The organism is Mycobacterium sp. SMC-18 (genome assembly GCF_045310895.1).
In the GTDB taxonomy this organism is placed as follows: Bacteria; Actinomycetota; Actinomycetes; order Mycobacteriales; family Mycobacteriaceae; genus Mycobacterium.
On sequence record NZ_JBJIAL010000004.1, the window covers coordinates 172,650 to 198,612 of the forward strand.

Consider the following 25,963-nt stretch of genomic DNA (forward strand, 5'->3'; position numbering starts at 1 on the left):
AGATAGAAAAATGCTGATCTCTCAGCGACCCACCCTGTCCGAGGACGTGCTGGCCGAGAACCGGTCGCGGTTCACCATCGAGCCGCTGGAGCCGGGCTTCGGTTACACCCTCGGCAACTCGCTGCGGCGCACGCTGCTGTCGTCCATCCCGGGCGCAGCGGTCACCAGCATCCGCATCGACGGTGTCCTGCACGAGTTCACCACCGTCCCCGGGGTCAAGGAAGACGTCACCGACATCATCCTGAACCTCAAGGGCCTGGTCGTGTCCTCGGAAGAGGACGAGCCGGTCACCATGTACCTGCGCAAGCAGGGCCCGGGTGCCGTCACCGCCGGTGACATCGTGCCCCCGGCCGGTGTGACGGTGCACAACCCCGACATGCACATCGCCACCCTGAACGACAAGGGCAAGCTGGAGGTCGAGCTCGTCGTCGAGCGCGGCCGCGGTTACGTCCCGGCCGTGCAGAACAAGGCGTCGGGTGCCGAGATCGGCCGTATCCCGGTCGACTCGATCTACTCGCCGGTGCTGAAGGTCACCTACAAGGTGGAGGCCACCCGTGTCGAGCAGCGCACCGACTTCGACAAGCTGATCCTGGACGTCGAGACCAAGAACTCGATCGCCCCGCGCGACGCCCTGGCTTCGGCCGGCAAGACGCTGGTCGAGCTGTTCGGTCTGGCCCGCGAGCTCAACGTCGAGGCCGAAGGCATCGAGATCGGCCCGTCGCCGGCCGAGGCAGACCACATCGCCTCGTTCGCGCTGCCGATCGACGACCTGGAGCTGACCGTGCGGTCGTACAACTGCCTCAAGCGCGAGGGTGTGCACACCGTCGGCGAGCTGGTCTCGCGTACCGAGTCGGACCTGCTGGACATCCGTAACTTCGGCCAGAAGTCCATCGACGAGGTCAAGATCAAGCTGCACCAGCTGGGTCTGTCGCTCAAGGACAGCCCCGCCACGTTCGACCCGTCGCAGGTCGCCGGCTACGACGTGGCCACCGGCACCTGGAACAGCGATGCCAGCTATGACCTGGACGCCGACCAGGACTACGCCGAAACCGAACAGCTCTAAACAAGAGATTCCGTCCCGGCCCTACCTGATACGGGGGCCGGCCCCAATTAGGAGAAGTTGCAATGCCCAAACCCACCAAGGGTGCTCGCCTCGGCGGGTCGTCGTCGCACCAGAAGGCGATCCTGGCCAACCTGGCCACCTCGCTGTTCGAGCACGGCCGCATCAAGACCACTGATGCCAAGGCCCGGGCGTTGCGTCCGTACGCCGAGAAGCTCATCACCCACGCCAAGAAGGGCGCGCTGCACAACCGGCGCGAGGTGATGAAGAAGATCCGCGACAAGGACGTGGTGCACACCCTGTTCGCCGAGATCGCACCGCACTTCGCGGACCGCGAGGGCGGCTACACCCGCATCATCAAGGTCGAGAACCGCAAGGGCGACAACGCCCCCATGGCCGTGATCGAGCTGGTTCGGGAGAAGACCGTCGTCTCCGAGGCCGACCGCGCCCGTCGCGCGGCCGCCGCTCAGGCGAAGGCTGCCGAAGCCGAGGCTCCCGCTGAGGAAGCTGCTGTCGAGGCTCCGGTTGCCGAGGTCGAGGCTGCTGACGAGGGCATCGCCGACGCTCAGACCGCTGAGGCCGAGGCTGAGGCGACCGAGGATGAGGCCAAGTCCTAATCACGCTGTGAACGAGAACAAGCCCGCCATTCAGTCGAATGGCGGGCTTGTTTCTTCATCCCGTCGCTCCGCTCGCCCAGAAACTCGTTTACGGCTGGACATCTCGTACGACGGCACCGAATTCGCCGGTTGGGCACCGCAGGCCGGGCAGCGCACGGTCGCGGGTGTCATCGAGGAGACGTTGTCGACGGTGTTCCGCGAGCCGGTGCGCCTGGTCACCGCGGGCCGGACCGATACCGGCGTGCATGCCACCGGGCAGGTCGCGCATGTCGACGTGCCTTCTGCCGCACTGAGATTCGCGTATCCGCGCACACCCCGGCCGGGGGACCCCGAGTTCCTGCCGTTGGTGCGCCGGCTCGCGCGGTTCCTGCCCGCCGATGTGCGGGTGCGCCAGATCGCCCGGGCCGCAGCGGGTTTCGACGCCCGGTTCTCGGCGTTGCGGCGGCACTACGAATACCGGTTGTCGTTGGCGCCCTACGGCGTTGAGCCACAACAGGCCCGGTTCATCACGCCGTGGCCGCGGCCGCTCGATCTGGACGCGATGACGGCCGCCTCGCAGGAGTTGTTGGGGCTGCAGGATTTTGCCGCGTTCTGCCGGTTTCGGGAGGGCGCGACGACCATCCGGGATCTGCAGCGTCTGGACTGGCGGCGCTCGGGTGACCTGGTCACCGCTCACGTGACGGCCGACGCCTTCTGCTGGAACATGGTGCGGTCGCTGGTCGGCGCGTTGCTCGCCGTGGGGGAGGGCCGCCGCGAACCCGGTTGGATCGCAGGTCTTTTGACGGCCGACAGCCGGTCGAGTGAGTACGCCGCCGCCCCGGCGCGGGGCCTGACGCTGGTGTCGGTGGACTACCCGCCCGACGATCAGCTGGCGTCCCGGATCACTGTCACCCGGGACCTACGCACGCTCGACTAGCTCACGGGGCCGGCGCAGGCGGGGGCGGTGCCAAGCGGGCGGCGACGAAGTCGGCGGCCTGATCGACCATGCCGGACCCGATGTAGCCGTCCTGCAGGTGGTTCTGCCAGTCGCCCTGCAGTTGGGTGATGGTCTGCGGAAGTCCGGCCATGCACACGGGATCGGCGCCGTTGCACTGATCGATGGTGCGATCCAGGTAGGCCGCGCCGATGTTGGAGCCGCCCATGCGGTGGGTGACGTTGCCGAACAGTGCGACGGCGGCGATGTGGGTGTCCATCCCGGGCGGCAGCGGGCGGTTGAATCCGAATCCCTTGCCGTCGGACGACAATGCCACGGCCGCCGACGCCGCGCCCAGCGAGTAACCGCCGATGATCAACCTGGTGTCGGGACACCGCGCGGCCATGTCCTGGATACGCGAGCTGATGTCGTTGGCGCCCTGGGCGATCTCGACGTTGGCGGGGTAGTTCACCGCGTAGACCCCCACGTTCAGCGGTGTCTTGGCGCGCAGCGCATCGACGAATGCGCCGCCCACCCGGCCGACGCCCGGTCGCTCATTGCGGCCGCGGGCGAAGATCACCTCCGCTTGCGGGCACGGGTCCGCCGCTGCGGCGCCGATGACATCAGCGGGGGCGGCGGCCGTGGCCGCCACCAGCCCGGTGGCAACCGACGCTGCCACGCCGGCCAGGGCGACGGCAGACCGGACGGACGTCAACACGGAGCGGGGGGTCATGGCTGGAGTCTAGCGGCGCGTCACAGCCGCGCCGCTACGAACTTCGCGGCCTGGTTCACCATGCCAGACTTGATGTAGCCCGGAGCGAGGTGATCCTGCCACTCCGAACGCCACTTGTAGGGGCTGCTCGGATTACAGACCGGGTCGTCGGAATGGCAGAGATCGATGGTCCGATTCTGGTACGTCGGGCTCAACGCGGTGATGGGCAGCGCCCAGTTGGCGCCATTGCCGAAGAGCGCGACGGCCGCGATGTGCTGATCGGCGCCACGGGGCAGGGGACTGTTGAAGGTGAAGGCCGAAATGGGCACGGCGATAACCAGATCGGTGGCGGCTGCGCCCAATGAGTAACCGCCGAGCACGATTTTGGTCGCGGGGCAGTTGCGGGCGAGCCATTGCACACGCCGGCTCATGTCATTGGCGCCAACGTCGACCTGGGTGTCCGCGGGGTAATTCACCGGGTACAGACCGATATTCGGGCCGCGGAGCTGACGCAGCGCGGTGACGAATGCGGCGCCGACCTGTCCGGGTCCGGGCGGTTCCATCCGGCCGCGCGCGAACACGACCTCCGCGGGTGCGCAGGTGGCAGCGGCGTTCGCCACGCCAATGTCCGTGAGCAACACGGACATTGGCGCGACGCCGACAGTCAGAGCGGTGATCAGCACACAGAGCGTCCGGCGGCCAATCACAAATCCGATGGTATCCCGACGAATTGACGGTCTCGTCGAGAAATGATGCCAGCCTTACAACAATCCGGCGACGAAGTTGGCCGCTTCGTTGGTCGGGCCGCCCGCATAGCTCTTGTGCGCGGGCACGCTCTGACCGTCGGTCTGGCAGATCGGATCGCCCGCGTTGCACAGGTCGATGACCTTGCCGCCCCACACCGGGCTTGCCGTCAACGGCAGGCCCAACTTGGCGGACGGGTTGCCGAACACCGCGATCCCCGCGACGTGGCCGGCGGCCTCCGGCGGCAGCGGGTTGTTGAAACCGATGCCCGGAACCGGGATGGCGCCGATGACGTCCATCACCGCGGCGCCCTGCGAGTAGCCGCCGAGCACCTGCCGGGTGCCCGGGCAGTTCTCGGCCATCCACTGGACGTGGGCGCTGGCGTCGTTCGCGCCGTCAGCGGCGGCAAGGAAGTCGTACGACGCCGGGTAGACGACGGCGTAGGCCCCGACCGAGCGGCCACCGACCTTGTTGCGCAACTGATTCACGAACGCCCCGCCGACCCGGCCCAGACCGGGGTCTTCGGACGTACCGCGGGCGAACGTCACCTCGATGTCGGGGCAGTTGGCTGCGGCGGCGGTGCCGACGGCACCCAGCGACGGCGGCGTCAGCACTGTGATGCCGGCCATGATTACGGTGGTTGCGGTGCCGGCGAAGGCCCGGCGCAGTGCACTGATGATCACACCGAATCCTAACCGTGAGTCCGGATGTGGTTCGGCGACAGGCGCTTAGCGGCCGGTCAGACGCGCGAGGCGATGAACTGCGCGGCCTGCCCGATGTACTCGGACGACTCATAGCGCGAGTGCGCGAACGGGTTTCGGCCACGCGAGCAGATCGGGTCGCCCCACAGACACAGGTCGACCGAGCGGTTCGAGAACAGGCCCATGGAGTCCAGCGGATGGCTGAATTTCGCTGACGGGTTGCCGAATACGGCGGCAGCCGCGACCCGGTTCGCGAGCTCTGCGGGCAGCGGCGGTGCCGAGCCGACATCGCCGATGCGGTCACCGAGCGGCGGAACGCCGGCCAGCATGTCGACGACCGCGGCGCCCTGCGAGTACCCACCGAGCACGATCTTGGTGCTGGGGCACTGCTGCGCCATCAAGGCGATGCGGTTCTGCGCGTCCGCCGCGCCGTCCTGTGCGGTGAGGAAGTCGTAGGACGCCGGGTACTCGACGGCGTAGCCGGTGACCGTGCGGCTGCCGACCAGGGGCTGGATGGCGTCGACCAGGACCGAGCCGACGCGGCCCATGCCGGGGTCGTCGTGCGTGCCGCGGGCGAAGATCACCTCGATGTTCGGGCAGGGGTCTGCCTGGGCGGGTGCCGACGGCAGCAGCGCGGTTCCGGAGATGACGGTGGCGGCGATTGCGGCCACTCGGACCGACATGCTGAGCAAGGTCACGCGGGCCATCTTCACATATGGGCCTCAGCTACGGCCAATTGTTTGACCTGCTGGCAAACCCTCCGGGCTGTCGGGCCAGTCGTCGTGCCAGGTCGCTTCGCCGCGGTCGCCCTGGCGGGCAAGCGCCAGACCGGCCAGCACCACCGCGCCGCCCAGCAATTGGATTCCGGTGATGGCCTCACCCAGCAGTGCCCAGGCCGCCAGCACGGCGAACATCACCTCGGACAGGCCGACCAGTGAGGCGAACCGGGGCTGCAGCCGGGCGATGCCCATGATGCCGAAGGTGTAGGCCAGCGCGGTCGGCACGATGGCCAGGGCGATGACGGGGACCAGCCAGGACGTCGTCAGGCCGGCCAGCGTGGTGGCATGACTGGTGAAGGCCAGCGGCATGACGCCCGAGACGCCCAGCAGTGCCACCGCCGCGGCGCCGACGATCAGGCCGCCGGTGGCCAGGGTGATGGAGTGCAGGCCGGTGCCGTCGGCGCTGGCCTTGTCGGACATGACGAAGTAGCAGGCAGCGCAGATGGCGGCGCCCATGCCCCAGGCGATGCCGGCGAGGCTGATCTGGGTTCCGGTGTGGCTGCCGGGCCCGACCAGGCCGAGCACCAGCGTGATGCCGGCGATGGCGATCGCGACGCCGGCGAGCGTGAGGGTGCTGGGGCGGCGCCGGGTCGTGGCCCATACCCAGCCGACCACCAGCAGGGGTGCGGCGTACTCGAGCAGCAGGGCCACGCCGACCGGCAGATAGGTGACGGCGTTGAAGTAGCACAGCTGGGCGCCCGCGATCGGGATGGCGCCGTAGGCGATGACGGTCCCTTTGTGGCTCAGGGCCTCGCGCAGCCAGCCCCGGCGCAGGATGGTCGCGACGACGGCCATGATGAGCGCGCCGCCGGTCAGCCGGGCGACCACCGCGGCGGTGGGGCTCCAGCCGGCCTCGATCAGGGACTTGCCGAGCGCGCCGGCCATGCCGAAGGTGAACGCCGATGCGACGGCGAAGATCATGCCGGTCCGGAAGTGGCCGGCCGTGGTGCCGTTCGACGCAGTCACGGGCCACCTCCGATGATGTAATGAGTGAAGTTGGGATTGGTCATGACGCTACGGAGGGCGGGTGTAACGAGTCAAATGAATTTCAGTCATGACACGGAACTCACGCTGCGCGCGGCGTGCGTGTTGATCAACAGTGATCGGGTCGACGGTGACCAACTGGCCGATCTGGCGGCCCTCGACGGGTATCTGAACGACTTCGGCTGGACGGGCCGGCGCGACCGCAACACCGCGGAGCTGGCCGCCGTGCAGGCGCTCCGCGAGCGCCTCGGTGAGTTGTGGGCCGTGGTTGGGGACGAGGAGGCGGTGGTCGACCGTGTCAACGCCCTGCTCCGCGACACCCGCGCCAACCCATGGCTGACGCGGCACCCCGAGATGCCGGAATGGCACCTGCACCTGGCGGCCGACCGGGACCCACTGGCCCAGCGGATGGGCGCCGAGATGGCGATGGCCCTCGCCGACCTGATCCGCGCCGGTGAACTGCGCCGGCTCAAGACGTGCGCGGCGTCGGACTGCACCGCGGTGCTGATCGACATGTCGCGCAACCGATCCCGCATCTTCTGCGACACCGGGAACTGCGGGAACCGGCAGCACGTCGCGGCGTACCGCGAACGTCGCGCCCGCGAGAACTGACAGTCGGCGTCCGACGCGCCCGGCGCCGGATACCGCAATGCATCGCGTGACGAGCCCGCGTCTCCTACCGTGATGTCCGACAGCGGACGCAGCGTCTGCGCGACAGGACGTTCGAGCGGAAGGACGGGCCATTGGCCGAATTCGTGGCGGCCATCGACCAGGGCACCACCAGCACCCGGGCGATGATCTTCGATCACTCAGGTCGCGAGGTCGGACGCCACCAGCTCGAACACGAGCAGATCCTGCCGCGGGCCGGGTGGGTCGAGCACAATCCCGTCGAGATCTGGGAGCGCACCGGCTCGGTGCTGCAGACCGCGCTGAACAAGACCCGGCTGTCGGCGTCGGATCTGGTCGCGCTCGGCATCACCAACCAGCGTGAGACGACGATGGTGTGGAACAAGCGCACCGGGCGCCCGTACCACCACGCGATCGTCTGGCAGGACACCCGCACCGACCGCATCGCCTCGGCGCTGGACCGCGACGGCCACGGCGACGTCATCCGCCGCAAGGCCGGCCTGCCGCCGGCGACCTACTTCTCCGGCGGCAAGATCCAGTGGATCCTCGAGAACGTCGACGGCGTGCGCGAAGCCGCCGAACGTGGTGACGCGATCTTCGGCACCTGCGACACCTGGGTGCTGTGGAACCTGACCGGCGGCACCCGCGGCGGCGTGCACATCACCGACGTCACCAACGCCAGCCGCACCATGCTGATGAACCTCGAGACCCTCGACTGGGACGACGAACTGTTGTCGTTCTTCGGGATTCCGCGCCAGATGCTGCCGACCATCGCGTCGTCGTCGGTGTCGGAGCCCTACGGACTGACCGCGGCCGACGGCCCCCTGGGTGCACCGGTGCCCGTCACCGGCATCCTCGGCGACCAGCAGGCGGCCATGGTCGGGCAGGTGTGTCTGTCGGCGGGCGAGGCCAAGAACACCTATGGCACAGGCAATTTCCTGCTGCTCAACACCGGCGAGAAGATCGTGCGCTCCGAGCACGGGCTGCTGACGACGGTGTGCTACCGGTTCGGTGATGCGAAACCCGTTTACGCCCTTGAGGGTTCGATCGCCGTCACCGGCTCGGCCGTGCAATGGCTGCGGGACCAGTTGGGCATCATCGCGGGCGCCTCCGACAGTGAGACGCTGGCCCGCCAGGTCGAGGACAACGGCGGCGTCTACTTCGTGCCGGCGTTCTCGGGACTCTTTGCGCCGTACTGGCGTTCGGACGCGCGCGGCGCGATCGTCGGGCTGTCGCGGTTCAACACCAACGCCCATATCGCCCGGGCCACGCTCGAGGCCATCTGCTACCAGAGCCGCGACGTCGTCGACGCCATGGCCGCTGACTCCGGCGTGCACCTCGAGGTGCTCAAGGTCGACGGCGGCATCACCGCCAACGAACTGTGCATGCAGATCCAGGCCGATGTGCTGGGCGTCGAAGTGGTGAAACCCGTTGTCGCCGAGACCACGGCGCTCGGCGCCGCCTACGCCGCCGGGCTCGGTGTCGGGTTCTGGTCGAACCCCGACGAGCTGCGCGCCAACTGGCATGAGCACAAGCGCTGGGCCCCGTCGTGGGACGACGGCCAGCGCTCCGCCGGATACGCCGGCTGGCAGAAGGCCGTCGGCCGCACCCTGGACTGGGTCGACGTCTCCTAGGGATTTGTGCACGATTTTCCGCGGTCAGCGCGGAAAATCGTGCACAAATCCCTGGCGAGAATTGGTGTCGGGGCGTGCCGTTGCCCGCGGTTAGGCTGCTAGCCGGGGGATGGACATGGCTCGGGGGCAGGGCGCGCGGCTGGAAGCCAGCGGGCGGCGTTTTCAAACGCGGCGGCTAATCCACGCGCTGGTGCGCGGCGACGCGGCGATGGTCGACGAACCGGTTCGCGCGCAATCGATTTCGTACGCGTCGGGATGGCTCGCCGGGCTGTTGGCGGTGGCGGTCTGCGCGGTCATCGCGATCGCATCACCGGCGGGCCGGCTGGGGGACGCGCCGATCGTCATGGTCCGGGACACCGGCGCACTGTACGTGCGGATCGGGTCGACGTGGCATCCCGCGCTGAATCTCGCGTCGGCCCGGTTGGTCGCCAGGTCCGCGGCCAACCCGGTGGCGGTCGACGCCGACGCGATCGCCGGCGCGGCGCGCGGGCCTCTCGTCGGAATACCCGGTGCGCCGGCAGAATTGGGCCGGCCGCTCGCGACGGCGTCGTGGCAGGTGTGCGACAGCGGACGGACGACACTGATCGCCGGTGTGGACGCCGTGGGACCGGATGGCGCGCGGCCGATCCTGGCGACGGCGGCGGGGGAGCACCTGGCCACCGCGTATCTGCTGTACGACGGTAAGCGCGCCGCGGTGGACCTGCGTGACCTCGCGGTGGTCCGGGCGCTGCGGCTCGACGGCGCGACGCCCCGGCCGGTGTCGCGATCATTTCTCGACCTGCTGCCCGAAGCGCCCGCGATCACCGCGCCGCCGATCCCGGGTCTCGGCAGGACGGGGCCGGACGGTTTCGTCGTCGGCCAGGTATTGCGGGTGAGCCGCGCCGACGCGCCGGAACATCACGTGGTCCTGAGCGGCGGTCTGCAGCGCGTCGGCGACGTCGCGGCCGACGTCATCCGGTTCACCCACGGGGTGGCCGACGGTGACCTGCGCACCGTGGCGCCGGCGGCCATCGCCGCGATACCCGCTGTCGAAGACCTCGCGGTGTCGACCTTTCCGGACGAGGCGCGACCGCCCCTGCCGCATGAAGTACCGGTCTGCGCGCGCTGGCGAGCCGACGATGACCGTGCGGAAACCGTTGTCGTGCAGGGGAAACCGGGTGCGGTCGCGGTGACGCTCGCGCAAGACGACGGCGACGGTCCGAACATCGACGCAGTGGCATTACCGCCGGGCCGGTATGCGTACGTGCACGCGACCGGCGTCACCGGCGGGGCGGTGACCGGGCCGCTGTACCTGGTGACGGACGGTGGCGTGCGGTACGGCATCCACGACACCGAGACGGCGAAGTATCTCGGGGTCGAGGGTGCGCCGCTGCCCGCGCCGTGGCCGGTGCTGGCGCGGTTGCCCGGCGGGCCGGAGCTGAGCGTGGCGGCGGCCGAGGTGCTGCGCGACGGCCTGTCGCCGTAGCGCCGCGGCAGGTTTGCCCTGGCGGCCCCGGGGGCATTCCGGGTGCCATGACCGACCTGCCGACTTTCGGGGTCGAGGAAGAGTTTCTCCTCGTCGATCACCGTGATGGTGCGCCCGTGCCACGCAATCAGGCGGTCGCGGAGTATGCCGCTGCGCGCGGTGTCGACCTCCAGCTCGAGTTGACCCGGTGCCAGGTCGAGACCACCACTGCCGTGATGAGCAGCAGCGGTGATCTGCGTACGGAACTGACGCGGCTGCGTCGCGTGGCCACCGAGTCGGCCGAGGCGGAGCGGGCACGGCTCCTGGCTGTCGCGCTGCCGCCGACGGTGCCGCACGCGTTCCCGGTGACGACGAAAGAGCGGTATGCCCGCATCGCCGATCGGTTCGGCATGATCGCCCATGAACAGGGGATTTGCGGGTGTCACGTGCACGTCGAAGTGCCCAGCCGGGAGGCCGCGGTCGACGTCAGCAACCGGCTCCGGCCCTACCTGCACCTGCTCCTTGCCTTGAGTGCGAACTCGGCGATCTACCGCAACACCGACAGCGGCTATGCCAGCTTCCGCGGCGTGTTGTGGACCCGCTGGCCGAGCGCCGGGCCCCCGCCGTATTTCGAATCGTCCGAGGACTACGACGCTGTCACCCGCACCCTGTCGCGGGCCGGCGCGGTGCTCGACGACGGCATGCTCTATTGGGATGTGCGGCCGTCGGCCAACTTTCCGACCGTCGAGGTGCGGGTGGCCGACGTGCCGGCAACCGTGGCCGAGACGGTGTTGCTGGCCACGCTCATCCGCGCCGCGGTGATGATGGCGCTGGACGCGAAGGAGCGCGGGGAATCGGTACCGCGCCTTGCGGATTGGACGCTGCGCGCCGCGCACTGGAAAGCGGCCCATGATGGCCTCGACGGTGAGGCGATCGATTTGGCGGGCGACTGCTCGATGGCGCCGGCCCGGGTGCTGCTGGCCGGATTCATCGAGCACCTCCGCCCGGCCCTGGAAGCGCTGGGCGACTATGACATGGCGCGCGACGAGTTGACCCGCATCGCCGAGCAGGGCAACGGAGCGATGCGGCAACGGCGGGCCTGGCGCCGCCGCAAAGAGGTCGCGGATGTCATCTCCGAATTGGCCGCGGCGACAACGGCATTCGAGCCGCTGTAGTCGCGGCCGACGGAGCCGGCCGTGAACACGTACGAGCCTGCCCGGTCGATCATCGGTCAGCGCATCGGGCGCCGGGCAGGGCTGGGCGGCGCCGCCAGACGCGACATACTCCGCCCGTTCTCCGGCAGGTGGGGCGAACGAGACCTTGACCGCATTTCCTACAGGGCGTAGCTTTTTCCTACATCGTGTAAGAAAAGGGGGAACATGCATGGCCATTCGTGATTGGTTAGCCCGGCCCGAAACCGAACCTGGGGAGGACTACGGTTTCTTCGGCCCCGATTCGGTGACCTGGAAGGTCTGGAGTTACCCGACCTCTCTGTCGATCGGGTTCCAGCGTGCCGTCGTAATCGAAGAACTCGATCCAGCTCTCGTCGCAGCGGTCGACAAGACCCATGAGATCTATTCGCGGCCGCGTACCCGCTATGACCGGACGCTCCGCTACTTTGCGATGGTGGCGTTCGACGACAGTCGCTCGACCACAAAGGCCGCCGATGTTCTGGTCAAGATCCACTCGAAGGCCATCGGTACCGATCAGGTCACCGGAAAGGCCTACGACGCCAACGATCCCGATTCGCAACTGTGGATCCATTTGACCGCATGGCACTCGATCCTCGTGGCCTACGAGAAGTACGGCCCCGGCCCGCTGTCACCCGAAGAGGAATCGCAGTACTGGCGGGAATGTGCGATTGCCGCCGAACTGCAGACCTGCGATCCATCCGATGTCCCGTTGAGTCGCGAGGGCGTCCGGGAGTACTTCGAGAAGATGCGGCCTCAACTGATCGGCTCAGACATCGCCCGACAGGCGATGAACCACCTACTGGGCGCCGAGGTGATGCTGCCGAAGATGCCGCTGCTGCTGCGTCCTGGCACATCCGTGATCACTGCGTTCCTGCGCCGCGGGACCTTGGCGACGATGCCGCGCTGGATGCGAGAGATGTCCGGGCTCAGCACATCCCGGGTTCTCGACGCGCTGGTGGTGCCGCCGCTGAGTGCTGCATTCACGGTGATTGCGATGAGCAAACGGCTCCAGCTGATCCTGCTGCGACTGTTGTCGCCGGCGACCCTGCCGCTCGGTGCACGGGTGCTCTTGTCGGTTCCGCCGCGGAATCCGGTGACCACGACGCCGCGCGAGGCCCAGCGCCGCTTCGGCTACGACGTGCCGAGCCAAGCCCACGTCTCACTCCGCGAACGTCAGCGAGTCCGAGTGTTCGGCGACGGCATCGCGCCGAGCGACGAAGGCATCATCGAGTCGCAGCCGATTCTCGGCGGGATCGGTTGACCTGTGATGAAGAAACTTCTCAATTACCAGTTGAGTATCCGGCAACTCGTCTATCTCGCACTTGTGCTCGGAGTTCCATATGTCGTAATCGGGATGGCATGGGCGGTGGCCCACGTCGACCACATCGTTCCGTTAGAGGGACTGGACAAGGTGTTTTCATTGTTGGGTGAGATCGTCGCGTGGCCGGTGCTGATCATTGCGAACGTCTACCTGACATGAGAGAAGCGAAGTGAACGAAGCCGTCACTGCCAACCGGGCCCGAGCTGAGCATCTGGGTCCGGAACGGCGCCGGCCGCAGGTGCTTGACACCGCGTTGGAGATCGCAGCGCACCAGGGACTGGCCGAAGTGACGATGGGAGCCATCGCACGACGCCTGGGGGTCACCCGCCCCGTGGTCTACGCCTGTTACCCCGGTCGCGGGGAAGTCCTTGCCGCGCTGTTGGATCGGGAAAACGAAGTAGTGCTGGCAAGCCTGCTGGAGCTCTTACCCCCGCAGCGCACCGGCTCGATCGAGCAGTTGTTCGTCGACGGGTTCCGCGCGCTGTGCAGTACCGTGCGCGAGCGTCCCGCATCATGGCGCATCATGTTCGCCGCGGATCCCGACCCGGTGCTGACCGCCGCGATCATCGGCGGCCGTGAACGCATCCGCGGGCAACTTGCCACCGCGATGCGCCCACTGCTGGAGCGGTGGCAGGTCGCTGATGTCGATACCGCACTACCAATGCTGGTCGAGGTGTTTCTGGCGATCTGTGAGGTGGCCGTCCACAAGATGCTCGACACCGACGATCACGATGACCCGGAGTTGGTGGCCGAAACCCTGGGCAAGGCGGCGTATCGCGCGATGCGCGCAAAACCCTAGTGCGACAACCGCACCCCACAAGCCGCTCCAGTAGGCCCCGAAGAACCGCCGACAAAATGACCGGTGTCGGTGTTCGGTTCCAATTCAGTTGGGAGGGTTGTGGAGTTCGGCCGCGTTGACCAGGGGCACCCTGCGGTGGATGCGGCGTTGGCACGCGCCGGCTTCTTTCAGGGCGTCAGTCAAAGCGCTTTCGCCGCCATGGCTGCCCGATTTGAGTTGGTGTCATTCCCGGAGCGGTACACCGTGTTTCGCGAAGGCGATGCCGGTGACCGCTGCTACATCATCACTGCGGGCAGGGTAAAAGTCGCCTGCACGACCAGACGCCCCGACACCCTGATTGCCGTCCTCGGGCCAGCTGAGGTTTTCGGCGAAATCGCACTGCTCGAACAGAGTCCGCGCACATCCACGGTCACCACGATCACCGCGGTGTGCGCCGCCACGATGACCGGCGCCATGCTGCGTTCCTTGATGCGCAAGGAACCCGAAGCTGCTGAACAAATGCTTCGAGCGCTGGCACGCCGTTTACGTCACGCCGACGACAGACTGTGGGATCAGACCGTCAACGACGTCCCCGGACGCGTCGCGAAACTGCTCCTGGACCTCGGCAACCGATTCGGCGAATGCGACAACGGAACACTGCGCGTCGACCATCGACTCAACCAGAACGAGCTTGCCCAGCTTGCGGGCTCCACCCGCGAATCGGTCAACAAGGCTCTGGCCCTGTTTACCGTCCGAGGTTGGATCCGTATGCAGGGCAGCACGATAGATATCGCTGAACCAGCAGCACTGGCCAAGATAGCGAGATGATGCCCAGTATCCGGCGACATCTCGTGTGCGCCGCGGCTCAACAGGCGCCGGTGTCCCGCCCGGGATAAAAGCCCGAGCGGGACACCGCATTTCGGCCTAGTCGTTGCCGGTGAGGCGGTCCTTGATCGCCTCGACGCCATCCTTCACCTTGTCGGCGGCGTCGGCGATCTTCTGCTTGGCTGCCGCGATCCCCTGATCGGCCTGTCCCTCGGCCCGGAGGTCGTCGTTGCCGATGGCGGCCCCGGCCGCTTCCTTCGCGCGGCCCTTGAGATCATCAACCTTGTTGCGCGCGTCGTCTGCGATTCCCATGTCGTACATTTCCTTTCATATCGGGATGACCGCTGTGGCCACCAGTTTCATCTCCTCCAGTACAGACCGTTCTCCACTGGATAGCTATCGCCGGTCACATGACCTGCGGGCGAGACTGTTCCGGTCGCGCTGATCTGACCAGGAACTGAAATTCGAAGTCGGCGCCCGCCGCGCGCCGGGCATCGTTGGCGCATCCGCGGGCCAGTCGGTGGACCTCAGCGGCCGAAGTGTGTGGCGTCAGCTGCGTGGTAATCCGCATGACGGGCCGGCCGCGTTCGATACGGGTGCCGGCCTTGGCGCTCTGGAGAGCGGGGTGACGCTCCACATCTTCGGCAATGGCTTGGGCGATCCGGTCCAGATCTACTGCGCCGCTCTCACCGGATACATTGCGTGCCTTCGGAACTCGCAAGTGCAGCAGAAGTAACCACACTCCGAGCAGGGTCGCGACAATGCCGGCGCCGCCCAATGCCACCGGCCACCACGACCACTCGGTGGCGCGGGTCAATGCCTGGGGCTGGACGTGTGCAGCCCAATCTCGTGCCACCCGCAGGTTCACGCGGTACGCGATCGCCCATCCGCCCGCAGCGAGCAGAACCAGGGCCACAGCGGCGGTCACGAGGCGGTCGATGCCGCGGGCAACCGATGTCATGTTTCCTCGCCTCCCTTATCGGCCGGCTCGCGCGTCAACTCCGAGCGCCAGTCAGCGACGGCCTGCCGTTGCACCCAAACACCGTCGCCGACTGGGTGATACGCCCATCGGCGTGGTTTCACCGCGGCGATGAGTAGCGCGAACCCCGCGAGCACTGCCACAATCGCTACCGGCCAGGTCCACCATTGCCAGTGGGTATCACCGGCCCGGCCGATCGCGTGCGTGATCCACGCATCTCCACCGATCCAGTGGAAAGAGATGAGGGCATCGCGCACGCCGAGGACACCGACGGTGGTGACCGCCAAGGCAATGACAACGCCCGTGAACGTCGCAGCTGCAATGCGGCGCGGCGCGAATTTCCGCTGCCGCCCTGCTGGTTTCGCGTCACTTGGTGCGGCGTCATCGGCATATGCGTCGAAGACCTGCGCCGGCGTCCGGTCACTGATGATCCGGCCGATCCGTACCCCCACGTGACGTGGCTGTTCGTCGAGGGACCGCGACAATTCGCCGGCCACCGCGGCCTCGACCTTGGTGCGCACCTCTGCGCCGTCGACCGGCCACGTCGCTGCGATCTCGACTTCGACAGCCCGTGAATGCGCTCCGTCATCGGTGTGCACAGCGGGCAACGTTCGTCCCGGCACGACCGTCCGGTGGCGGGCGACGCCGGGCACCGAGAGAGCCGCGTGCTCGATCAGCCGATGCCGCACCCGATCGGCGATCACCGTCTGCCCGCGTTTGGGTTGTGCCACAGGCGCGATCGCACGCGGTTCAGCTGTCACCCTCGGCTCCCTGGACGGCGTGTGAGGGCCGCGAGATTGATCGTCCCGTCCAAGTGGGCGCCGACCGCAGCGCCGGCACCGGCCAGGGTCACTGCCAACAGGAACCCGAGCACTCCGCCGGACAGCGTGGCGACGGCGAGCAGCAGGCCTGCGAAAAGACCGACAACAACGTAGTTTTGGTTCATCGTTGACCTTTCTTGAGAGGATCGGCGCGACGCTTGCGCCGGCGTTTGGCGAGGTAAGCCTTCAACCGTCCCCGGCAGGTGCGCCGGATCTGGATCACGGTTCCGGTGTCGCCGGACTCGAGTGCGGCGAGCGCCTCGATCAATGCCTCGGCCGATCCGCCGACATCAGGATGGTGGCGGCGGATGGCCTCGCGGCGAGCGCGACGGTCGGTTGCCGTCACTGCATCTGGTCGTCAGTCACCGCGATGTCGGCCACCACAACGGTGAACGGCACCGCGGCGGCCTCACCAGCGGCGTGCCGCACGCGCTCGGCAACCTCGAGCAGGTGCGCCGGCAGCTGGACTACCACGTGGACTTCACCGCTGTCGGTGCCGAGCCGTACTCCCCGAACGGTCCGGCCCGGCAGGTGCGTCTGCGGTACACCCGGCCCGGAGCGCAGGCCGACCACGCCATCGACGCCCGTCACTGCGCCGACGACGCGGTCGACGCGCTCGGCGATGGACGACACACTCATACGACCCGCGGCTCGCCGGCGGCCGGGCTGTCTGCCGCGTCATCGTCGAAGTGGACGTCATGGACGGTGATGTTCACCTCGGTGACCTCGAGTCCGGTCATGTTCTCGACCGCGGTGATGACGTTGTTGCGGATGCCGTCGGCCAAATCGTGGACGGCGACGCCGTATTCGGCCACGATCCCGATGTCCACGGCCGTCTGGCGTTCGCCCACTTCGACACTCACGCCCTGAGTGAGATTGGGCGAACCCGGGAGGGTCTCCCGTAGCTTGCCGACAACACGTGCCGCCTGGCCCCCGAGGTCGTGCACGCCATCGATTTCGCGGGTCGCGATACCGGCGATCTTGGAGACGACGATGTCGGCGATCGTGGTGGCACCACGGCTTGCCACCGTGTCGACGTACTTGCCCCCGCGCTCGGCGGGTCCGCCCGAGCTAACGTCCGTCGGCTGCGTTGCTGTGGTCATCAGTTTCTCCTTTCGGCCCTGCCGCCCAAACGTTTTGTTCGGGCACAATCGGTTAGTCGCTCCGGAGTGCGCGGAGCGCACGCAAATGCGACGTAGACCACAGTGGTGGCCGGACGCAAACGGGGTGGGAATGGTACTGAGCAGGGATGGATTGTTGGAGCGGCTCTCCGACGATGCGCTCGCCCGCCGCGCTCAGCGCGGCGACACGGAAGCGTTCGACATTCTGGTGGTGCGCCATGCGCCGGCGCTGCACCGGTTTGTCGCAAACACATACCCGGATCGCGACGAGTGTGACGACATCGTTCAGGAGACGTTCATTGCCGCGTGGAAGGCGCTGCCGACATTCGGCTTTCGGTCGCAATTCCGCACCTGGTTGTTCTCGTTGGCGTCGCGTAAAACGGTCGACGCCCTCAGACGCAGGCGCCCCCAGAGCGATCTCGACTCGGCTCCCGACATCCCGGAGTTCGCGCCGGGGCCGGGCCAGCGCGCGCTGTCCAGAGAATTCTTGACTGCGCTCACTCGCGAACTGAACCTCCTGCCCTACCCGGCTCGCGTGACGTGGTGGCTACGGGAGGTGTATGACATGCCACTCGCGGAAATCGCTACGGTGTTGCACACCACCGAGGGCTCCGTGCGTGGACACCTGCAACGCACCCGGCTGCGGCTGGCCGCGGCACTGGAGGAATTCCGCCCATGAGCGCGCCACGGCAATGGATTTGGCCCGACGACCGCGCATCGGGGGCCGTGTCACATCAAACTGGAGGTTCGATGCCCAGCAATGCCACGGATGACGACAACGCCACCGCACAGTCGACGGCGTGGATCGCTGATGCCACGCGCGCGCTGGCTGGACTGCAAGCCTCACCCGGCGAAACCGAGAACCACGCGGTTGACCCGCGCTGGGGCCAAGGCACCGCAGCACTCGACCGGCTGCGCGCCAGCATCGCTCAGCACATCGCCGCCCTGCCGCGCCAAGGACGGCCGATTCGTACCTCACTCAGAGGCATCAGCATCACGCACCTGGCCCTGGCCAAATTGCTGACCTGGCAATTGGCCGAACCTGCAGCAGCGGTCTCGGCTGCAGTCGCCGACGTCGAGGTCGTCGTCGACCGCCATTCGGTCGAGGAGGTTCATATTCACCTCGTCGCCGTCGGAACAGAGCCGCGCGATACGACGTACCTGCACGACGGCGACAGTCTTCGCGAGTACGCGGCTGTCGTCATCGCGGAACTCATCGGCACCGCACCGCGTATCACCCTGACATGGGAGGACGTTGCGCTACCGCCCGACGCTTAGTTGGCCGCTCGACGGACTTCGACTATCGCTGTGACCGTCGCCGCCCGGTCACGGCGACAGCCGCCACCGCGATGCAGAGGGCGGTGCCGAGGAAGGCGATGCGCCGTGATGGTCGGTGGTCGGGATCGGGCGTGGGCGCCGTCTGCGCGGTCGACACCCGTGCCGGGGCAGGTGTCGGTACACCGCCGCTCACCGCAGCGAGTGGGTCGATGACGCCACGTCCGACCTGGGGATTCCAGCCGTCGGCCGGATGGCGCGCGGTGTCTTCGATGCGGGCCATCACCTGGCGGGCCGACAGCTGCGGCAACCGCGAACGCACCAGTGCGACAACACCACTGACGACGGGCGCGGCGTAGCTGCTGCCCGACAGCGGGCGCCCGTCGGGCCGGCTGTCGACCAGTCCGTCGCCCTGCGCGTTCAGTGACACCACCGCCTCTCCGGGCGCGGCGACGTCGACCCACGGTCCGGCCAGACTGAATTGTGACGGCGTCCCGTTCGGGGTGACCGATCCGACGGTGAGCACGTAGTCGTCGTACCAACCCGGGCTCACGACGGTGTGGACGGTGTCCCAGTCCGGCGTGCCCGGACGTTTGGGATCCGACAGCGGATTCTGCTCCGCGCAGTCACCGCTCGCGTTGCCGGCCGCAGCGACGACCACGACGTTGCGGACGTCGACCGCGTAGGCGAGGGCAGCGCCCAACGACCGGTCGTCGAGCGGGTCCGCGGCGGGCATGCAGGCGACCGACGAGATGTTGATGACGGTGGCGCCCGCGTCGGCGGCCGAGCGCACCGCACGGGCGAGCGTCTCGACATCGCCGACACCCGATATCTCACGATCGTCGGTCAGCCGGAACTTGTTGCTGGACTGGCGGATCGCCATGATCGTGGCCTCGGGTGCCACTCCGCTGAAGGTCCCGGTGTCCGACGCGGTGGCGCCGATCAGGCCGGCGATCGCCGTACCGTGACCGTCACAGTCCTGCGTACCGTCGCCGGACGAGACGTAGTCACCGCCGGCGACCAGGTGGGGGAGCAGTCGGTGCCGGGCCACGCCGGTGTCGATCACCGCCACCAGCTGTCCGCTGCCACGGGAAAGCGGCCACACCGCAGCAAGATTGAGCATGTCGGGTTGGTGTGCGGGACGGGCGCCGGCCGGTTTGGTCGTCGCACACCGGTCCGATTGTTCGGTCCTGCCGGGCGGCGCCGGGGCTGCGGGCCCGGGAAGTTGGCCGTGATCAACAGGTTTGGGCGCGATGGCGTGGGCGCACGGTGCGGCGGCCGCGATCGTGATCGTCACGGTGACGGCGACGATCTGCCGCAGGGTGCTCACAGGCCACGCGCCAGACGAAAGACATCTGCGGCCCAGAGCGCGCACGGTGGCACGGCGACCAGTGCCACGTATTCGAGATGTACCAGGCGCCGGCCCACCGAGGCGCTCACCCGCCCGATTCGCTGGGCGCCAAGGACCACCGCGATGACGCCGCCACCGAGCCAGGCGGCCCAGCCGGGGAATGCCATTGCGGTGACAGCCAAAGTTGCAGCGGTACAGACCATTCCGGCGACGATTACCGCCCATCGCCGTGCCGGATGCCGATAGGATGGTGCCCGCAGCGCAATCGCGGCCGTCGCCACCCAGATGAACACGACCGTCGGAGTCCGGGACGCATGGACGGCGCCCGCTGCAACCACGACGGCGCCGGCCGCCGCGGCACCGGCCGCGCCCACGACCATCGCCGTGAGCATCCGCTGTGCCAACTCGATGCGTGGCGGATCGCCATCGGTGACAGTTGCTGCGCGCGGCGTGAGTCCGGCGACGGTGACGGCGAACCGCGGCGCGGCCGACAGCACGACCAATGCCGAAACAGTGATGGCCACCCCGGTACTGGCCAGCGGCACCGACCACGTGCTCGCGGCAGCGGCTGCCACCATCACCGGCGCCGTAAAGGCCACGGCAGCAACGGATACGTACAGCACGCCGAACCGGAGGAGGACGAGGGCCACCGCGAATGCCGTCGCCGATCCCAGCAGGATGTTGGGCGCCGCCGGGGCACCCGGTGCCGCCGCGAATCCCGCCGCGAAAGCGAGTACGACGGTGGCGGCCGCCCACGCCGCACGGCGGGACCGCCATGACATCGTCAACGCGGCCACCACGCCACCACAACCGACAGCGGCTGCCAAAGCTGGATCACCGTGCACGGCAGAGAAGAGCAGCAGCGCGGACGCGACAGTCATCGCCCACAGACGCAGCACTGGCCCGAGCCGACGGTCAGTGGGGTCGGACGGCGCCTGGTCGGCGGCCATCGCCGCCGTGTGCCTGCTCAGCGCGCCCAGTTCGGGAGTCGTGTCGTGCTGCAGCTGCAGGATGTCACCGTTGTGAACTTCGTTTTGCCGCAACGACAATGATCCGTCGACCGGATCGCCGGCAGTCCGGCTCAGGCGCCAACTGACGCCTTCCGGCGCTTGCGGATGTGTCAGCGCCACGATGTCAGGCAGTAGCGAGTCCACAGCGGCGCACGCAGGCAGCACCAGATCGGTGGTGACGCTGGTGCGTTCACCGTCGGACCGTACGGACAGCCGACACACTGATTCAGACATCGCGCCCCCCGGATCGACATGCCGATCTCACCGTAACCGCGCATCGGGCCCCTAGCCGACACGAAAATCGATGGAACCGAACGGTGCCGGGGGACGTCTGATAGTTCGATGGAATTCACCAGAGTCGCACGATCTCCCGTGGCCCAACCGGCTGCGGAAGACATCGAGGTCCGCACGCCGCCACAGGTGCCGCGACTGCCGACGGGCAACGTCGTCACCCGCGTTGCACCTGTGCTCATGCTGCTGGCGATGGCCGGCATGGTGGTGTTCTACTTCCGCTCGGGTCCGGCCACCGGCCGCAACCCGATGTTCCTGTTGTTCCCGGCCATGATGGTGTTGTCATTGGTCGCCAGCACGGTCCTCGGGTCGCGGGGTGCGCGCCGGGCCGGTGAGATCGACGCCGATCGGCGCGAGTACCTGGTGTATCTCGACGCGATCGGGGATTGTGCGGAGCGAACCGCCGTCGAGCAGCATCGCGCACTGCATCAGCACCATCCGCCGCCCGACGTGCTGTGGACCTTCGCCGGATCCGGCCGGATGTGGCAACGCCGTTGGAACGATGACGATTTCACCGAGATCCGCGTCGGCCTGGGACAGTGCCCGCTGCGCACCAGACTGGTGCCGGCACCGGCGACCGGTGACGAGATGACTGATCCGCTGACTGCCTCGGCCCGCGATCGGCTGCTGCGAACTGCCGTGACCGTCCCTGATGTCCCTATCACCGTCGTCGTCAGTCAGCTCCGGCGAGTGGACGTCGGCGGCGACGATCCACGCGGCCAGGCACGCGCCCTGGTGTGCCAGCTGGCGTTGTGGCATGGACCCGACCAGCTGAAGATCGCCGCGGTCACCGGATCGGCCGAGTGGGACTGGTTGAAATGGCTACCGCACCACTATCGCTCGGGCGTCCTCGGCGGTCGACCGCTGCGGTTTGCCGAACCCGCTGCCGTCACTGCTCTCACCGGATGTCATCTGGTGGTGCTGGTCGACACTCCGGCGGCGGCTGGTTTCGTGGATACGGACTCGGTGACACTGGTGGTGATCGGCGCGCCGGGAACGGCGTCGACGCTGCCGCCGTGCTCGACCACCGACACGCTCACGGCTACGCAAGCGGAGACCTGCGCACGCCGGGTGGCGCGCTACCGCCTGGCCGGCGGTGCGGAGTCCACCCGCCGACAACATGATCGGACGGGCGGCGCGGACGGCAACTGGCCGATTCGTCCGGACCGTCAGCGGCTGCGCGTGCCGATCGGTACCGACGACACCGGAGCGACGGTCGACCTCGACCTCAAGGAGCCCGCCGACCACGGCATGGGTCCACACGGCTTGTGCATCGGCGCAACAGGTTCCGGAAAATCCGAATTTCTGCGAACCCTGACGTTGGGCCTGATCAGCACCCACTCGCCGGACGAGCTGAATCTGATCCTCGTCGACTTCAAGGGTGGTGCAACGTTTCTCGGCTTCGAACAGGCCAACCATGTCGCGGCCGTCATCACCAACCTGGCGCAGGAAGCACATCTGGTCGCCCGGATGCACGACGCCCTCGCCGGCGAACTGACGCGGCGCCAAGGACTGTTACGGGCGGCCGGCAACCTGTCCGGTATCGGCGATTATCGGCGGGCACGCGCGGCGGGTGCCGACCTGCCGCCGCTGCCCGCGCTGTTCATCGTGGTTGACGAGTTCTCCGAATTGCTGAGCCAGCATCCCGATTTCGCGGAGCTGTTCGTCGCCATCGGCCGCCTCGGCCGCTCATTGGGCGTTCATCTCCTGCTGGCCAGCCAGCGTCTCGACGAGGGCCGCCTGCGCGGACTGGACACCCATCTCTCGTACCGGGTCTGTCTCAAGACGTTCTCGGCGGCGGAGTCCCGTGCCGTCATCGGGGTCACCGACGCACATGAGCTGCCCGGAACGCCGGGTGCGGGGTTGCTGCGCACCACGGACGGAAAGCTGGTGCGATTTCACGCCGACTTCGTCTCCGGGCCGGTCCCGCAGAGTGACGACGAATCTCCTGTTCCGCGCGTGTTCACCGTCGAGGGCCCGGCGGTGACGCCTGACCGGCCGGCCGGTCCGACGTTGATGGATACGACCTTGCGCCGGCTGGCCGGTCGCGGTACGCGCGCTCACCCGGTCTGGCTGCCACCGCTCGCTGGTTCGCCCGCGTTGTCCGAGCTGCTGGCGGCCGACACCGGCAGCGGTCCGCTGCGGGTCCCGATCGGTTTGGTGGACAACCCGTTTCAGCAGCGCCGGGAGCCGCTGGTGGCCGACCTCAACGGGTCCGGTGGGCATGTGGCCATCGTCGGCGGCCCGCGCTCGGGGAAGTCTGTTGCGCTGCAGACGCTGTTGCTCGGCCTGGCCGCGAGCGCGCCTGCCGGCGGCCTCAGCGTCTACGGCCTCGATCTGGGTGACGGTGCGCTGATGGCGTTGCGCCGGCATCCTCACGTCGGCACCGTCGCCGGCCGGAACGAGCCGGAGTTGTTGCGGCGCATCGTCTCCCAGCTCGCCTCGCTGTGCCGCCGGCGCCAGGACTTCCGGCAGCAGCACGGACCTCAAGCGCCCTTTCCGGACCATTACGGTGAGGTCGTCCTGGCGGTCGACGGTTGGGCCACGCTGCGTCGGGAATTCGATGCGCTGGAGGAGCCCATCACGGCCATGGCGGCACAGGGACTGTCGGTCGGGATCCACGTCGTGCTGACCGCGAATCGGTGGGCAGAACTGCGGCCGATGCTGAAAGACCACATCGGCACCCGGATCGAATTGCGGCTCGGTGACCCGAGCGAGTCCGAAATGGACCGCCGCCGTGCCCATCTGCTCACCACCTGCCCACCCGGTCGCGGCCTCACCAGAGACGGCAAGGAGTTCGTGGTCGCGCGGCCTGAGCTCGACCGGATCGCCACCCATCAGGCCCCGCCACCCCGGATCGAATTGCTCCCGCAGCGCGTGGATTACGCCGCGCTGGCGGTCACCGCCGAACGCCCGCCGCGGTACGTCATCGGCCTATCCGAAGAGGACGTGCAACCGTTCGCACTGGACATGAGCGCCGATCCGTATCTGATCCTGTTGGGCGACACGGCGTGCGGCAAGACCACGGCGTTGCGGACGCTGTGCCGCGCGATCGTCGAACAGACCGACCCCGCACAGTCTCAGCTGCTGATCGTCGATTTCCGGCGATCGTTGTTGGGGGTCGTGGAATCGCCGCACCTGTGCGGCTACGCGATGTCGGCCGTGACGACCGCCGCCGAGCTCGACGCGACGCTGTCCCTGCTCGCCGCCCGGCTACCGGGACCCGGCGTCACACAGCAGCAGTTGCGGGACCGTTCCTGGTGGTCGGGTCCCGACATCCACGTCGTGGTCGACGATTACGACCTCGTCGTAGGCGCCGCGGGAAATCCGTTGAGCCCCCTGCTCGACCTCTTGCCGCACGCCGCGGACATCGGACTCCGCGTCGTGGTCGCGCGCCGCTCCGGCGGTGCCGCACGCGCGATGTTCGACCCGCTGCTGTCGCGCATGCGCGACCTGGGTGCGACGGGCATCGTCATGAGCACCAGCCCGGACGAAGGGCCGCTACTGGGCGCCGCACGGCCGATGACGCTGCCACCCGGCCGGGCCGTCGTGGTGCGTCGCGGTCAACCTGACCAGCTGATCCAGATCGGCTGGACCGAGCCACCATGACGGTCATGGTGGTCGGGCCGACGACGATCCTCGGTCCGGGAGACATTGACGCCGACCTCGTCTCGTCAGCACTGGAGTGCATCGACGAGCCACTGGGCCTGCTCGGCGCGGACGTCCGCCCCGCCGAACGCATCTGGCGCAACGTGATGGCTGCGGCGGCAGGCGCCGCCACGTCCATCACCGTGGTGTGTCCGACGTGGTGGTCGCCGTCGCGGCTCGAGCGAGTTCGGACGGCGTTGCCCACCAGCGCTTCTCACGTCGTCACAGAGCGAAGAACCGATGCCCTCCGAGCGGCCGGCGGCGAACCCGATTGCGCGGTCGTCGAACTGGGGGAGGACGTCGTGACGATCTCCCGCCCAGGGGCGTGCGCGTCCGTCGTGCGGCGCACCGGGAGCGACACCGCGGAGGCGGTCATCGCACGAATCACCTGGGATACCCCGCTGGTGATCGACGCGCCCATCGGCGTTCCCGGCGCTGCACCCCTGGCCGCCGAAATACAAGCGCTGCTGCAGGATCAGGGCGTCCCCGCACAGATTCTGAGTTGCGCCGATCTGCTCGACCAGGCCGACGAGGACAGCACCCGCAGCGCAGCAGAGACCCGTTCACCGCGGGCGCGCATCGCGATTGCCTTCGCCGCGGCTGTCGCGGTCATCGGCGCTGGGGCACTGGGCCTGTCCAACAGAGACGCCCCAGCGCCGCCGGTCGCCGCTGTCGCTGACCCGGAGCTCACGTGGCTCGTGGAAGGCCGGGTGGCGGTACAGATCCCGGTGCGGTGGACGGTCGATCGGGCACTCGCGGGCGCGGGATCAGCCCGGCTGCAGATCATTTCGCCCGACGACCGCGGCCAGATCATCCACCTCACCCAATCGTTCGTACCCCGGGAGCAGACGCTCGACGCGGCGGCGCGATCGCTGCGGGAGGCGTCGGCGAAGCTGCCCGACGGGGTCATCGTGGATTTCCAGGAGGCCGGCGTCAGTGCCGGGCGCGCGGCGGTGCGGTACCGCGAGGTACGCGGCGGGCGGACGGTCGAGTGGTCGGTGCTGCTCGATGGGCCGGTCCGGATCGCCGTGGGATGCCAGGGTGCGTCGGTCCGCTCGGCCTGTGACGCCGCGATCCGCTCGGCGCGCCGGACCGACTGAAAAAACTTGGGAGGCAAGGGAACCGAATGCTCGCC

Annotated in this window: 29 protein-coding genes; 15 read left to right on the plus strand and 14 right to left on the minus strand. The window is 68.1% G+C overall.

From position 1 onward, the window contains the following. Positions 1-10 precede the first annotated feature (10 nt). The 3 genes from ACJH6J_RS05325 to truA all read left to right on the plus strand — a co-directional run bounded on the left by ACJH6J_RS05325 (position 11) and on the right by truA (position 2,593). On the plus strand, positions 11-1,063 hold the full coding sequence (locus tag ACJH6J_RS05325; RefSeq protein WP_020101463.1) for a DNA-directed RNA polymerase subunit alpha: 1,053 nt from the start codon (positions 11-13) through the stop codon (positions 1,061-1,063). 62 nt (positions 1,064-1,125) lie between these two features. Next, complete coding sequence (gene rplQ / locus ACJH6J_RS05330; RefSeq protein WP_020101464.1) at positions 1,126-1,677, plus strand: 50S ribosomal protein L17; 552 nt, start codon at positions 1,126-1,128, stop codon at positions 1,675-1,677. Beyond that, positions 1,661-2,593 carry a tRNA pseudouridine(38-40) synthase TruA gene (gene truA / locus ACJH6J_RS05335; protein ID WP_406801898.1) on the plus strand — a complete coding sequence of 311 codons (933 nt, stop codon included), beginning with the start codon at positions 1,661-1,663 and terminating at the stop codon, positions 2,591-2,593. The genes rplQ and truA overlap by 17 nt, the downstream gene beginning before the upstream one ends. 1 nt (position 2,594) lies before the next feature. On the opposite strand, the gene ACJH6J_RS05340 is transcribed toward truA, so the two are convergent. The 5 genes from ACJH6J_RS05340 to ACJH6J_RS05360 form a co-directional block, all read right to left on the minus strand. Then, complete coding sequence (locus ACJH6J_RS05340) at positions 2,595-3,323, minus strand: cutinase family protein (protein ID WP_406801897.1); 729 nt, start codon at positions 3,321-3,323, stop codon at positions 2,595-2,597. Between the two features lie 20 nt (positions 3,324-3,343). Then, positions 3,344-3,949: a cutinase family protein gene (locus tag ACJH6J_RS05345; protein ID WP_318987043.1), complete on the minus strand. Its 606-nt coding sequence runs from the start codon at positions 3,947-3,949 to the stop codon at positions 3,344-3,346. Positions 3,950-4,063: 114 nt separating this feature from the next. Beyond that, positions 4,064-4,675: a cutinase family protein gene (locus ACJH6J_RS05350; RefSeq protein ID WP_406801927.1), complete on the minus strand. Its 612-nt coding sequence runs from the start codon at positions 4,673-4,675 to the stop codon at positions 4,064-4,066. Between the two features lie 110 nt (positions 4,676-4,785). Further along, positions 4,786-5,454, minus strand: coding sequence for a cutinase family protein (locus ACJH6J_RS05355; RefSeq protein WP_318987022.1), 669 nt, complete (start codon positions 5,452-5,454; stop codon positions 4,786-4,788). Between the two features lie 15 nt (positions 5,455-5,469). Next, complete coding sequence (locus ACJH6J_RS05360) at positions 5,470-6,447, minus strand: EamA family transporter (protein WP_406801926.1); 978 nt, start codon at positions 6,445-6,447, stop codon at positions 5,470-5,472. 120 nt (positions 6,448-6,567) lie between these two features. Here ACJH6J_RS05360 and ACJH6J_RS05365 point away from each other — a divergent pair, with 120 nt between their 5' ends. The 8 genes from ACJH6J_RS05365 to ACJH6J_RS05400 all read left to right on the plus strand — a co-directional run bounded on the left by ACJH6J_RS05365 (position 6,568) and on the right by ACJH6J_RS05400 (position 14,335). Continuing rightward, positions 6,568-7,122: a CGNR zinc finger domain-containing protein gene (locus tag ACJH6J_RS05365; RefSeq protein ID WP_406801896.1), complete on the plus strand. Its 555-nt coding sequence runs from the start codon at positions 6,568-6,570 to the stop codon at positions 7,120-7,122. Positions 7,123-7,217: 95 nt separating this feature from the next. Next, positions 7,218-8,771 (plus strand): glycerol kinase GlpK, encoded by a 1,554-nt coding sequence (gene glpK, locus ACJH6J_RS05370; RefSeq protein WP_406803664.1) that lies wholly within the window; start codon positions 7,218-7,220, stop codon positions 8,769-8,771. Between the two features lie 115 nt (positions 8,772-8,886). Next, positions 8,887-10,236 carry a type VII secretion protein EccB gene (gene eccB, locus ACJH6J_RS05375; RefSeq protein ID WP_406803623.1) on the plus strand — a complete coding sequence of 450 codons (1,350 nt, stop codon included), beginning with the start codon at positions 8,887-8,889 and terminating at the stop codon, positions 10,234-10,236. Positions 10,237-10,283: 47 nt separating this feature from the next. Next, complete coding sequence (locus ACJH6J_RS05380) at positions 10,284-11,390, plus strand: glutamate--cysteine ligase (RefSeq protein WP_406803624.1); 1,107 nt, start codon at positions 10,284-10,286, stop codon at positions 11,388-11,390. A 208-nt stretch (positions 11,391-11,598) separates the two neighbouring features. Continuing rightward, positions 11,599-12,669, plus strand: a complete 1,071-nt coding sequence (locus ACJH6J_RS05385) for an oxygenase MpaB family protein (RefSeq protein WP_318987027.1) — start codon at positions 11,599-11,601, stop codon at positions 12,667-12,669. Between the two features lie 6 nt (positions 12,670-12,675). Beyond that, positions 12,676-12,888 (plus strand): hypothetical protein, encoded by a 213-nt coding sequence (locus ACJH6J_RS05390; protein ID WP_318987028.1) that lies wholly within the window; start codon positions 12,676-12,678, stop codon positions 12,886-12,888. A 10-nt stretch (positions 12,889-12,898) separates the two neighbouring features. Beyond that, the gene (locus ACJH6J_RS05395) at positions 12,899-13,528 is read left to right on the plus strand and encodes a TetR/AcrR family transcriptional regulator (RefSeq protein ID WP_318987029.1); all 630 of its coding nucleotides are present in this window, start codon (positions 12,899-12,901) and stop codon (positions 13,526-13,528) included. Positions 13,529-13,663: 135 nt separating this feature from the next. After that, positions 13,664-14,335 (plus strand): Crp/Fnr family transcriptional regulator, encoded by a 672-nt coding sequence (locus tag ACJH6J_RS05400; protein WP_406803665.1) that lies wholly within the window; start codon positions 13,664-13,666, stop codon positions 14,333-14,335. Between the two features lie 96 nt (positions 14,336-14,431). On the opposite strand, the gene ACJH6J_RS05405 is transcribed toward ACJH6J_RS05400, so the two are convergent. From ACJH6J_RS05405 to ACJH6J_RS05435, 7 genes are all read right to left on the minus strand, one after another. Beyond that, positions 14,432-14,644 carry a CsbD family protein gene (locus ACJH6J_RS05405; RefSeq protein ID WP_318987030.1) on the minus strand — a complete coding sequence of 71 codons (213 nt, stop codon included), beginning with the start codon at positions 14,642-14,644 and terminating at the stop codon, positions 14,432-14,434. 94 nt (positions 14,645-14,738) lie between these two features. Then, complete coding sequence (locus ACJH6J_RS05410; protein WP_406803625.1) at positions 14,739-15,293, minus strand: hypothetical protein; 555 nt, start codon at positions 15,291-15,293, stop codon at positions 14,739-14,741. Further along, positions 15,290-16,072: a hypothetical protein gene (locus tag ACJH6J_RS05415; protein ID WP_406803626.1), complete on the minus strand. Its 783-nt coding sequence runs from the start codon at positions 16,070-16,072 to the stop codon at positions 15,290-15,292. Before ACJH6J_RS05415 ends, ACJH6J_RS05410 begins: the two co-directional genes overlap by 4 nt. Further along, positions 16,069-16,257 (minus strand): DUF2273 domain-containing protein, encoded by a 189-nt coding sequence (locus ACJH6J_RS05420; protein ID WP_406803627.1) that lies wholly within the window; start codon positions 16,255-16,257, stop codon positions 16,069-16,071. Before ACJH6J_RS05420 ends, ACJH6J_RS05415 begins: the two co-directional genes overlap by 4 nt. Beyond that, the gene (locus ACJH6J_RS05425) at positions 16,254-16,478 is read right to left on the minus strand and encodes a hypothetical protein (protein WP_406803628.1); all 225 of its coding nucleotides are present in this window, start codon (positions 16,476-16,478) and stop codon (positions 16,254-16,256) included. The genes ACJH6J_RS05420 and ACJH6J_RS05425 overlap by 4 nt, the downstream gene beginning before the upstream one ends. After that, positions 16,475-16,771, minus strand: coding sequence for a hypothetical protein (locus tag ACJH6J_RS05430; RefSeq protein WP_406803629.1), 297 nt, complete (start codon positions 16,769-16,771; stop codon positions 16,475-16,477). Before ACJH6J_RS05430 ends, ACJH6J_RS05425 begins: the two co-directional genes overlap by 4 nt. After that, positions 16,768-17,235 (minus strand): Asp23/Gls24 family envelope stress response protein, encoded by a 468-nt coding sequence (locus ACJH6J_RS05435; RefSeq protein ID WP_406803630.1) that lies wholly within the window; start codon positions 17,233-17,235, stop codon positions 16,768-16,770. The genes ACJH6J_RS05430 and ACJH6J_RS05435 overlap by 4 nt, the downstream gene beginning before the upstream one ends. Positions 17,236-17,371: 136 nt before the next feature. Here ACJH6J_RS05435 and ACJH6J_RS05440 point away from each other — a divergent pair, with 136 nt between their 5' ends. Further along, on the plus strand, positions 17,372-17,932 hold the full coding sequence (locus tag ACJH6J_RS05440) for a sigma-70 family RNA polymerase sigma factor (RefSeq protein WP_318987047.1): 561 nt from the start codon (positions 17,372-17,374) through the stop codon (positions 17,930-17,932). A 71-nt stretch (positions 17,933-18,003) separates the two neighbouring features. Then, positions 18,004-18,531 (plus strand): hypothetical protein, encoded by a 528-nt coding sequence (locus ACJH6J_RS05445; RefSeq protein ID WP_406803631.1) that lies wholly within the window; start codon positions 18,004-18,006, stop codon positions 18,529-18,531. A 22-nt stretch (positions 18,532-18,553) separates the two neighbouring features. On the opposite strand, the gene mycP is transcribed toward ACJH6J_RS05445, so the two are convergent. Together mycP and eccD are read right to left on the minus strand one after the other, a co-directional pair. Continuing rightward, a complete protein-coding gene (mycP, locus tag ACJH6J_RS05450) occupies positions 18,554-19,858 on the minus strand; it encodes a type VII secretion-associated serine protease mycosin (RefSeq protein WP_406803632.1) in 1,305 nt (434 codons plus the stop codon). Beyond that, positions 19,855-21,123: a type VII secretion integral membrane protein EccD gene (eccD, locus tag ACJH6J_RS05455; protein WP_406803633.1), complete on the minus strand. Its 1,269-nt coding sequence runs from the start codon at positions 21,121-21,123 to the stop codon at positions 19,855-19,857. Before eccD ends, mycP begins: the two co-directional genes overlap by 4 nt. A 108-nt stretch (positions 21,124-21,231) precedes the next feature. Between eccD and eccCb the strand changes: the two genes are divergently transcribed. Both eccCb and ACJH6J_RS05465 read left to right on the plus strand, forming a co-directional pair. Beyond that, on the plus strand, positions 21,232-24,789 hold the full coding sequence (eccCb, locus tag ACJH6J_RS05460) for a type VII secretion protein EccCb (protein WP_406803634.1): 3,558 nt from the start codon (positions 21,232-21,234) through the stop codon (positions 24,787-24,789). Beyond that, positions 24,786-25,928: a type VII secretion-associated protein gene (locus tag ACJH6J_RS05465; RefSeq protein WP_406803635.1), complete on the plus strand. Its 1,143-nt coding sequence runs from the start codon at positions 24,786-24,788 to the stop codon at positions 25,926-25,928. The genes eccCb and ACJH6J_RS05465 overlap by 4 nt, the downstream gene beginning before the upstream one ends. Positions 25,929-25,963 lie beyond the last annotated feature (35 nt).

Excerpts from the sequence above, each read along its gene's own strand:
- ACJH6J_RS05325 (WP_020101463.1), top strand. The coding sequence starts at position 11 with ATGCTGATCTCTCAGCGACCCACCCTGTCCGAGGACGTGCTGGCCGAG.
- rplQ (WP_020101464.1), top strand. The coding sequence starts at position 1,126 with ATGCCCAAACCCACCAAGGGTGCTCGCCTCGGCGGGTCGTCGTCGCAC.
- truA (WP_406801898.1), top strand. The coding sequence starts at position 1,661 with ATGAGGCCAAGTCCTAATCACGCTGTGAACGAGAACAAGCCCGCCATT.
- ACJH6J_RS05340 (WP_406801897.1), bottom strand. The coding sequence starts at position 3,323 with ATGACCCCCCGCTCCGTGTTGACGTCCGTCCGGTCTGCCGTCGCCCTG.
- ACJH6J_RS05345 (WP_318987043.1), bottom strand. The coding sequence starts at position 3,949 with ATGTCCGTGTTGCTCACGGACATTGGCGTGGCGAACGCCGCTGCCACC.
- ACJH6J_RS05350 (WP_406801927.1), bottom strand. The coding sequence starts at position 4,675 with ATGGCCGGCATCACAGTGCTGACGCCGCCGTCGCTGGGTGCCGTCGGC.
- ACJH6J_RS05355 (WP_318987022.1), bottom strand. The coding sequence starts at position 5,454 with ATGGCCCGCGTGACCTTGCTCAGCATGTCGGTCCGAGTGGCCGCAATC.
- ACJH6J_RS05360 (WP_406801926.1), bottom strand. The coding sequence starts at position 6,447 with ATGATCTTCGCCGTCGCATCGGCGTTCACCTTCGGCATGGCCGGCGCG.
- ACJH6J_RS05365 (WP_406801896.1), top strand. The coding sequence starts at position 6,568 with ATGAATTTCAGTCATGACACGGAACTCACGCTGCGCGCGGCGTGCGTG.
- eccB (WP_406803623.1), top strand. The coding sequence starts at position 8,887 with ATGGCTCGGGGGCAGGGCGCGCGGCTGGAAGCCAGCGGGCGGCGTTTT.
- ACJH6J_RS05380 (WP_406803624.1), top strand. The coding sequence starts at position 10,284 with ATGACCGACCTGCCGACTTTCGGGGTCGAGGAAGAGTTTCTCCTCGTC.
- ACJH6J_RS05385 (WP_318987027.1), top strand. The coding sequence starts at position 11,599 with ATGGCCATTCGTGATTGGTTAGCCCGGCCCGAAACCGAACCTGGGGAG.
- ACJH6J_RS05390 (WP_318987028.1), top strand. The coding sequence starts at position 12,676 with ATGAAGAAACTTCTCAATTACCAGTTGAGTATCCGGCAACTCGTCTAT.
- ACJH6J_RS05405 (WP_318987030.1), bottom strand. The coding sequence starts at position 14,644 with ATGGGAATCGCAGACGACGCGCGCAACAAGGTTGATGATCTCAAGGGC.
- ACJH6J_RS05410 (WP_406803625.1), bottom strand. The coding sequence starts at position 15,293 with ATGACATCGGTTGCCCGCGGCATCGACCGCCTCGTGACCGCCGCTGTG.
- ACJH6J_RS05420 (WP_406803627.1), bottom strand. The coding sequence starts at position 16,257 with ATGAACCAAAACTACGTTGTTGTCGGTCTTTTCGCAGGCCTGCTGCTC.
- ACJH6J_RS05430 (WP_406803629.1), bottom strand. The coding sequence starts at position 16,771 with ATGAGTGTGTCGTCCATCGCCGAGCGCGTCGACCGCGTCGTCGGCGCA.
- ACJH6J_RS05435 (WP_406803630.1), bottom strand. The coding sequence starts at position 17,235 with ATGACCACAGCAACGCAGCCGACGGACGTTAGCTCGGGCGGACCCGCC.
- ACJH6J_RS05445 (WP_406803631.1), top strand. The coding sequence starts at position 18,004 with ATGCCCAGCAATGCCACGGATGACGACAACGCCACCGCACAGTCGACG.
- eccD (WP_406803633.1), bottom strand. The coding sequence starts at position 21,123 with ATGTCTGAATCAGTGTGTCGGCTGTCCGTACGGTCCGACGGTGAACGC.
- eccCb (WP_406803634.1), top strand. The coding sequence starts at position 21,232 with ATGGAATTCACCAGAGTCGCACGATCTCCCGTGGCCCAACCGGCTGCG.
- ACJH6J_RS05465 (WP_406803635.1), top strand. The coding sequence starts at position 24,786 with ATGACGGTCATGGTGGTCGGGCCGACGACGATCCTCGGTCCGGGAGAC.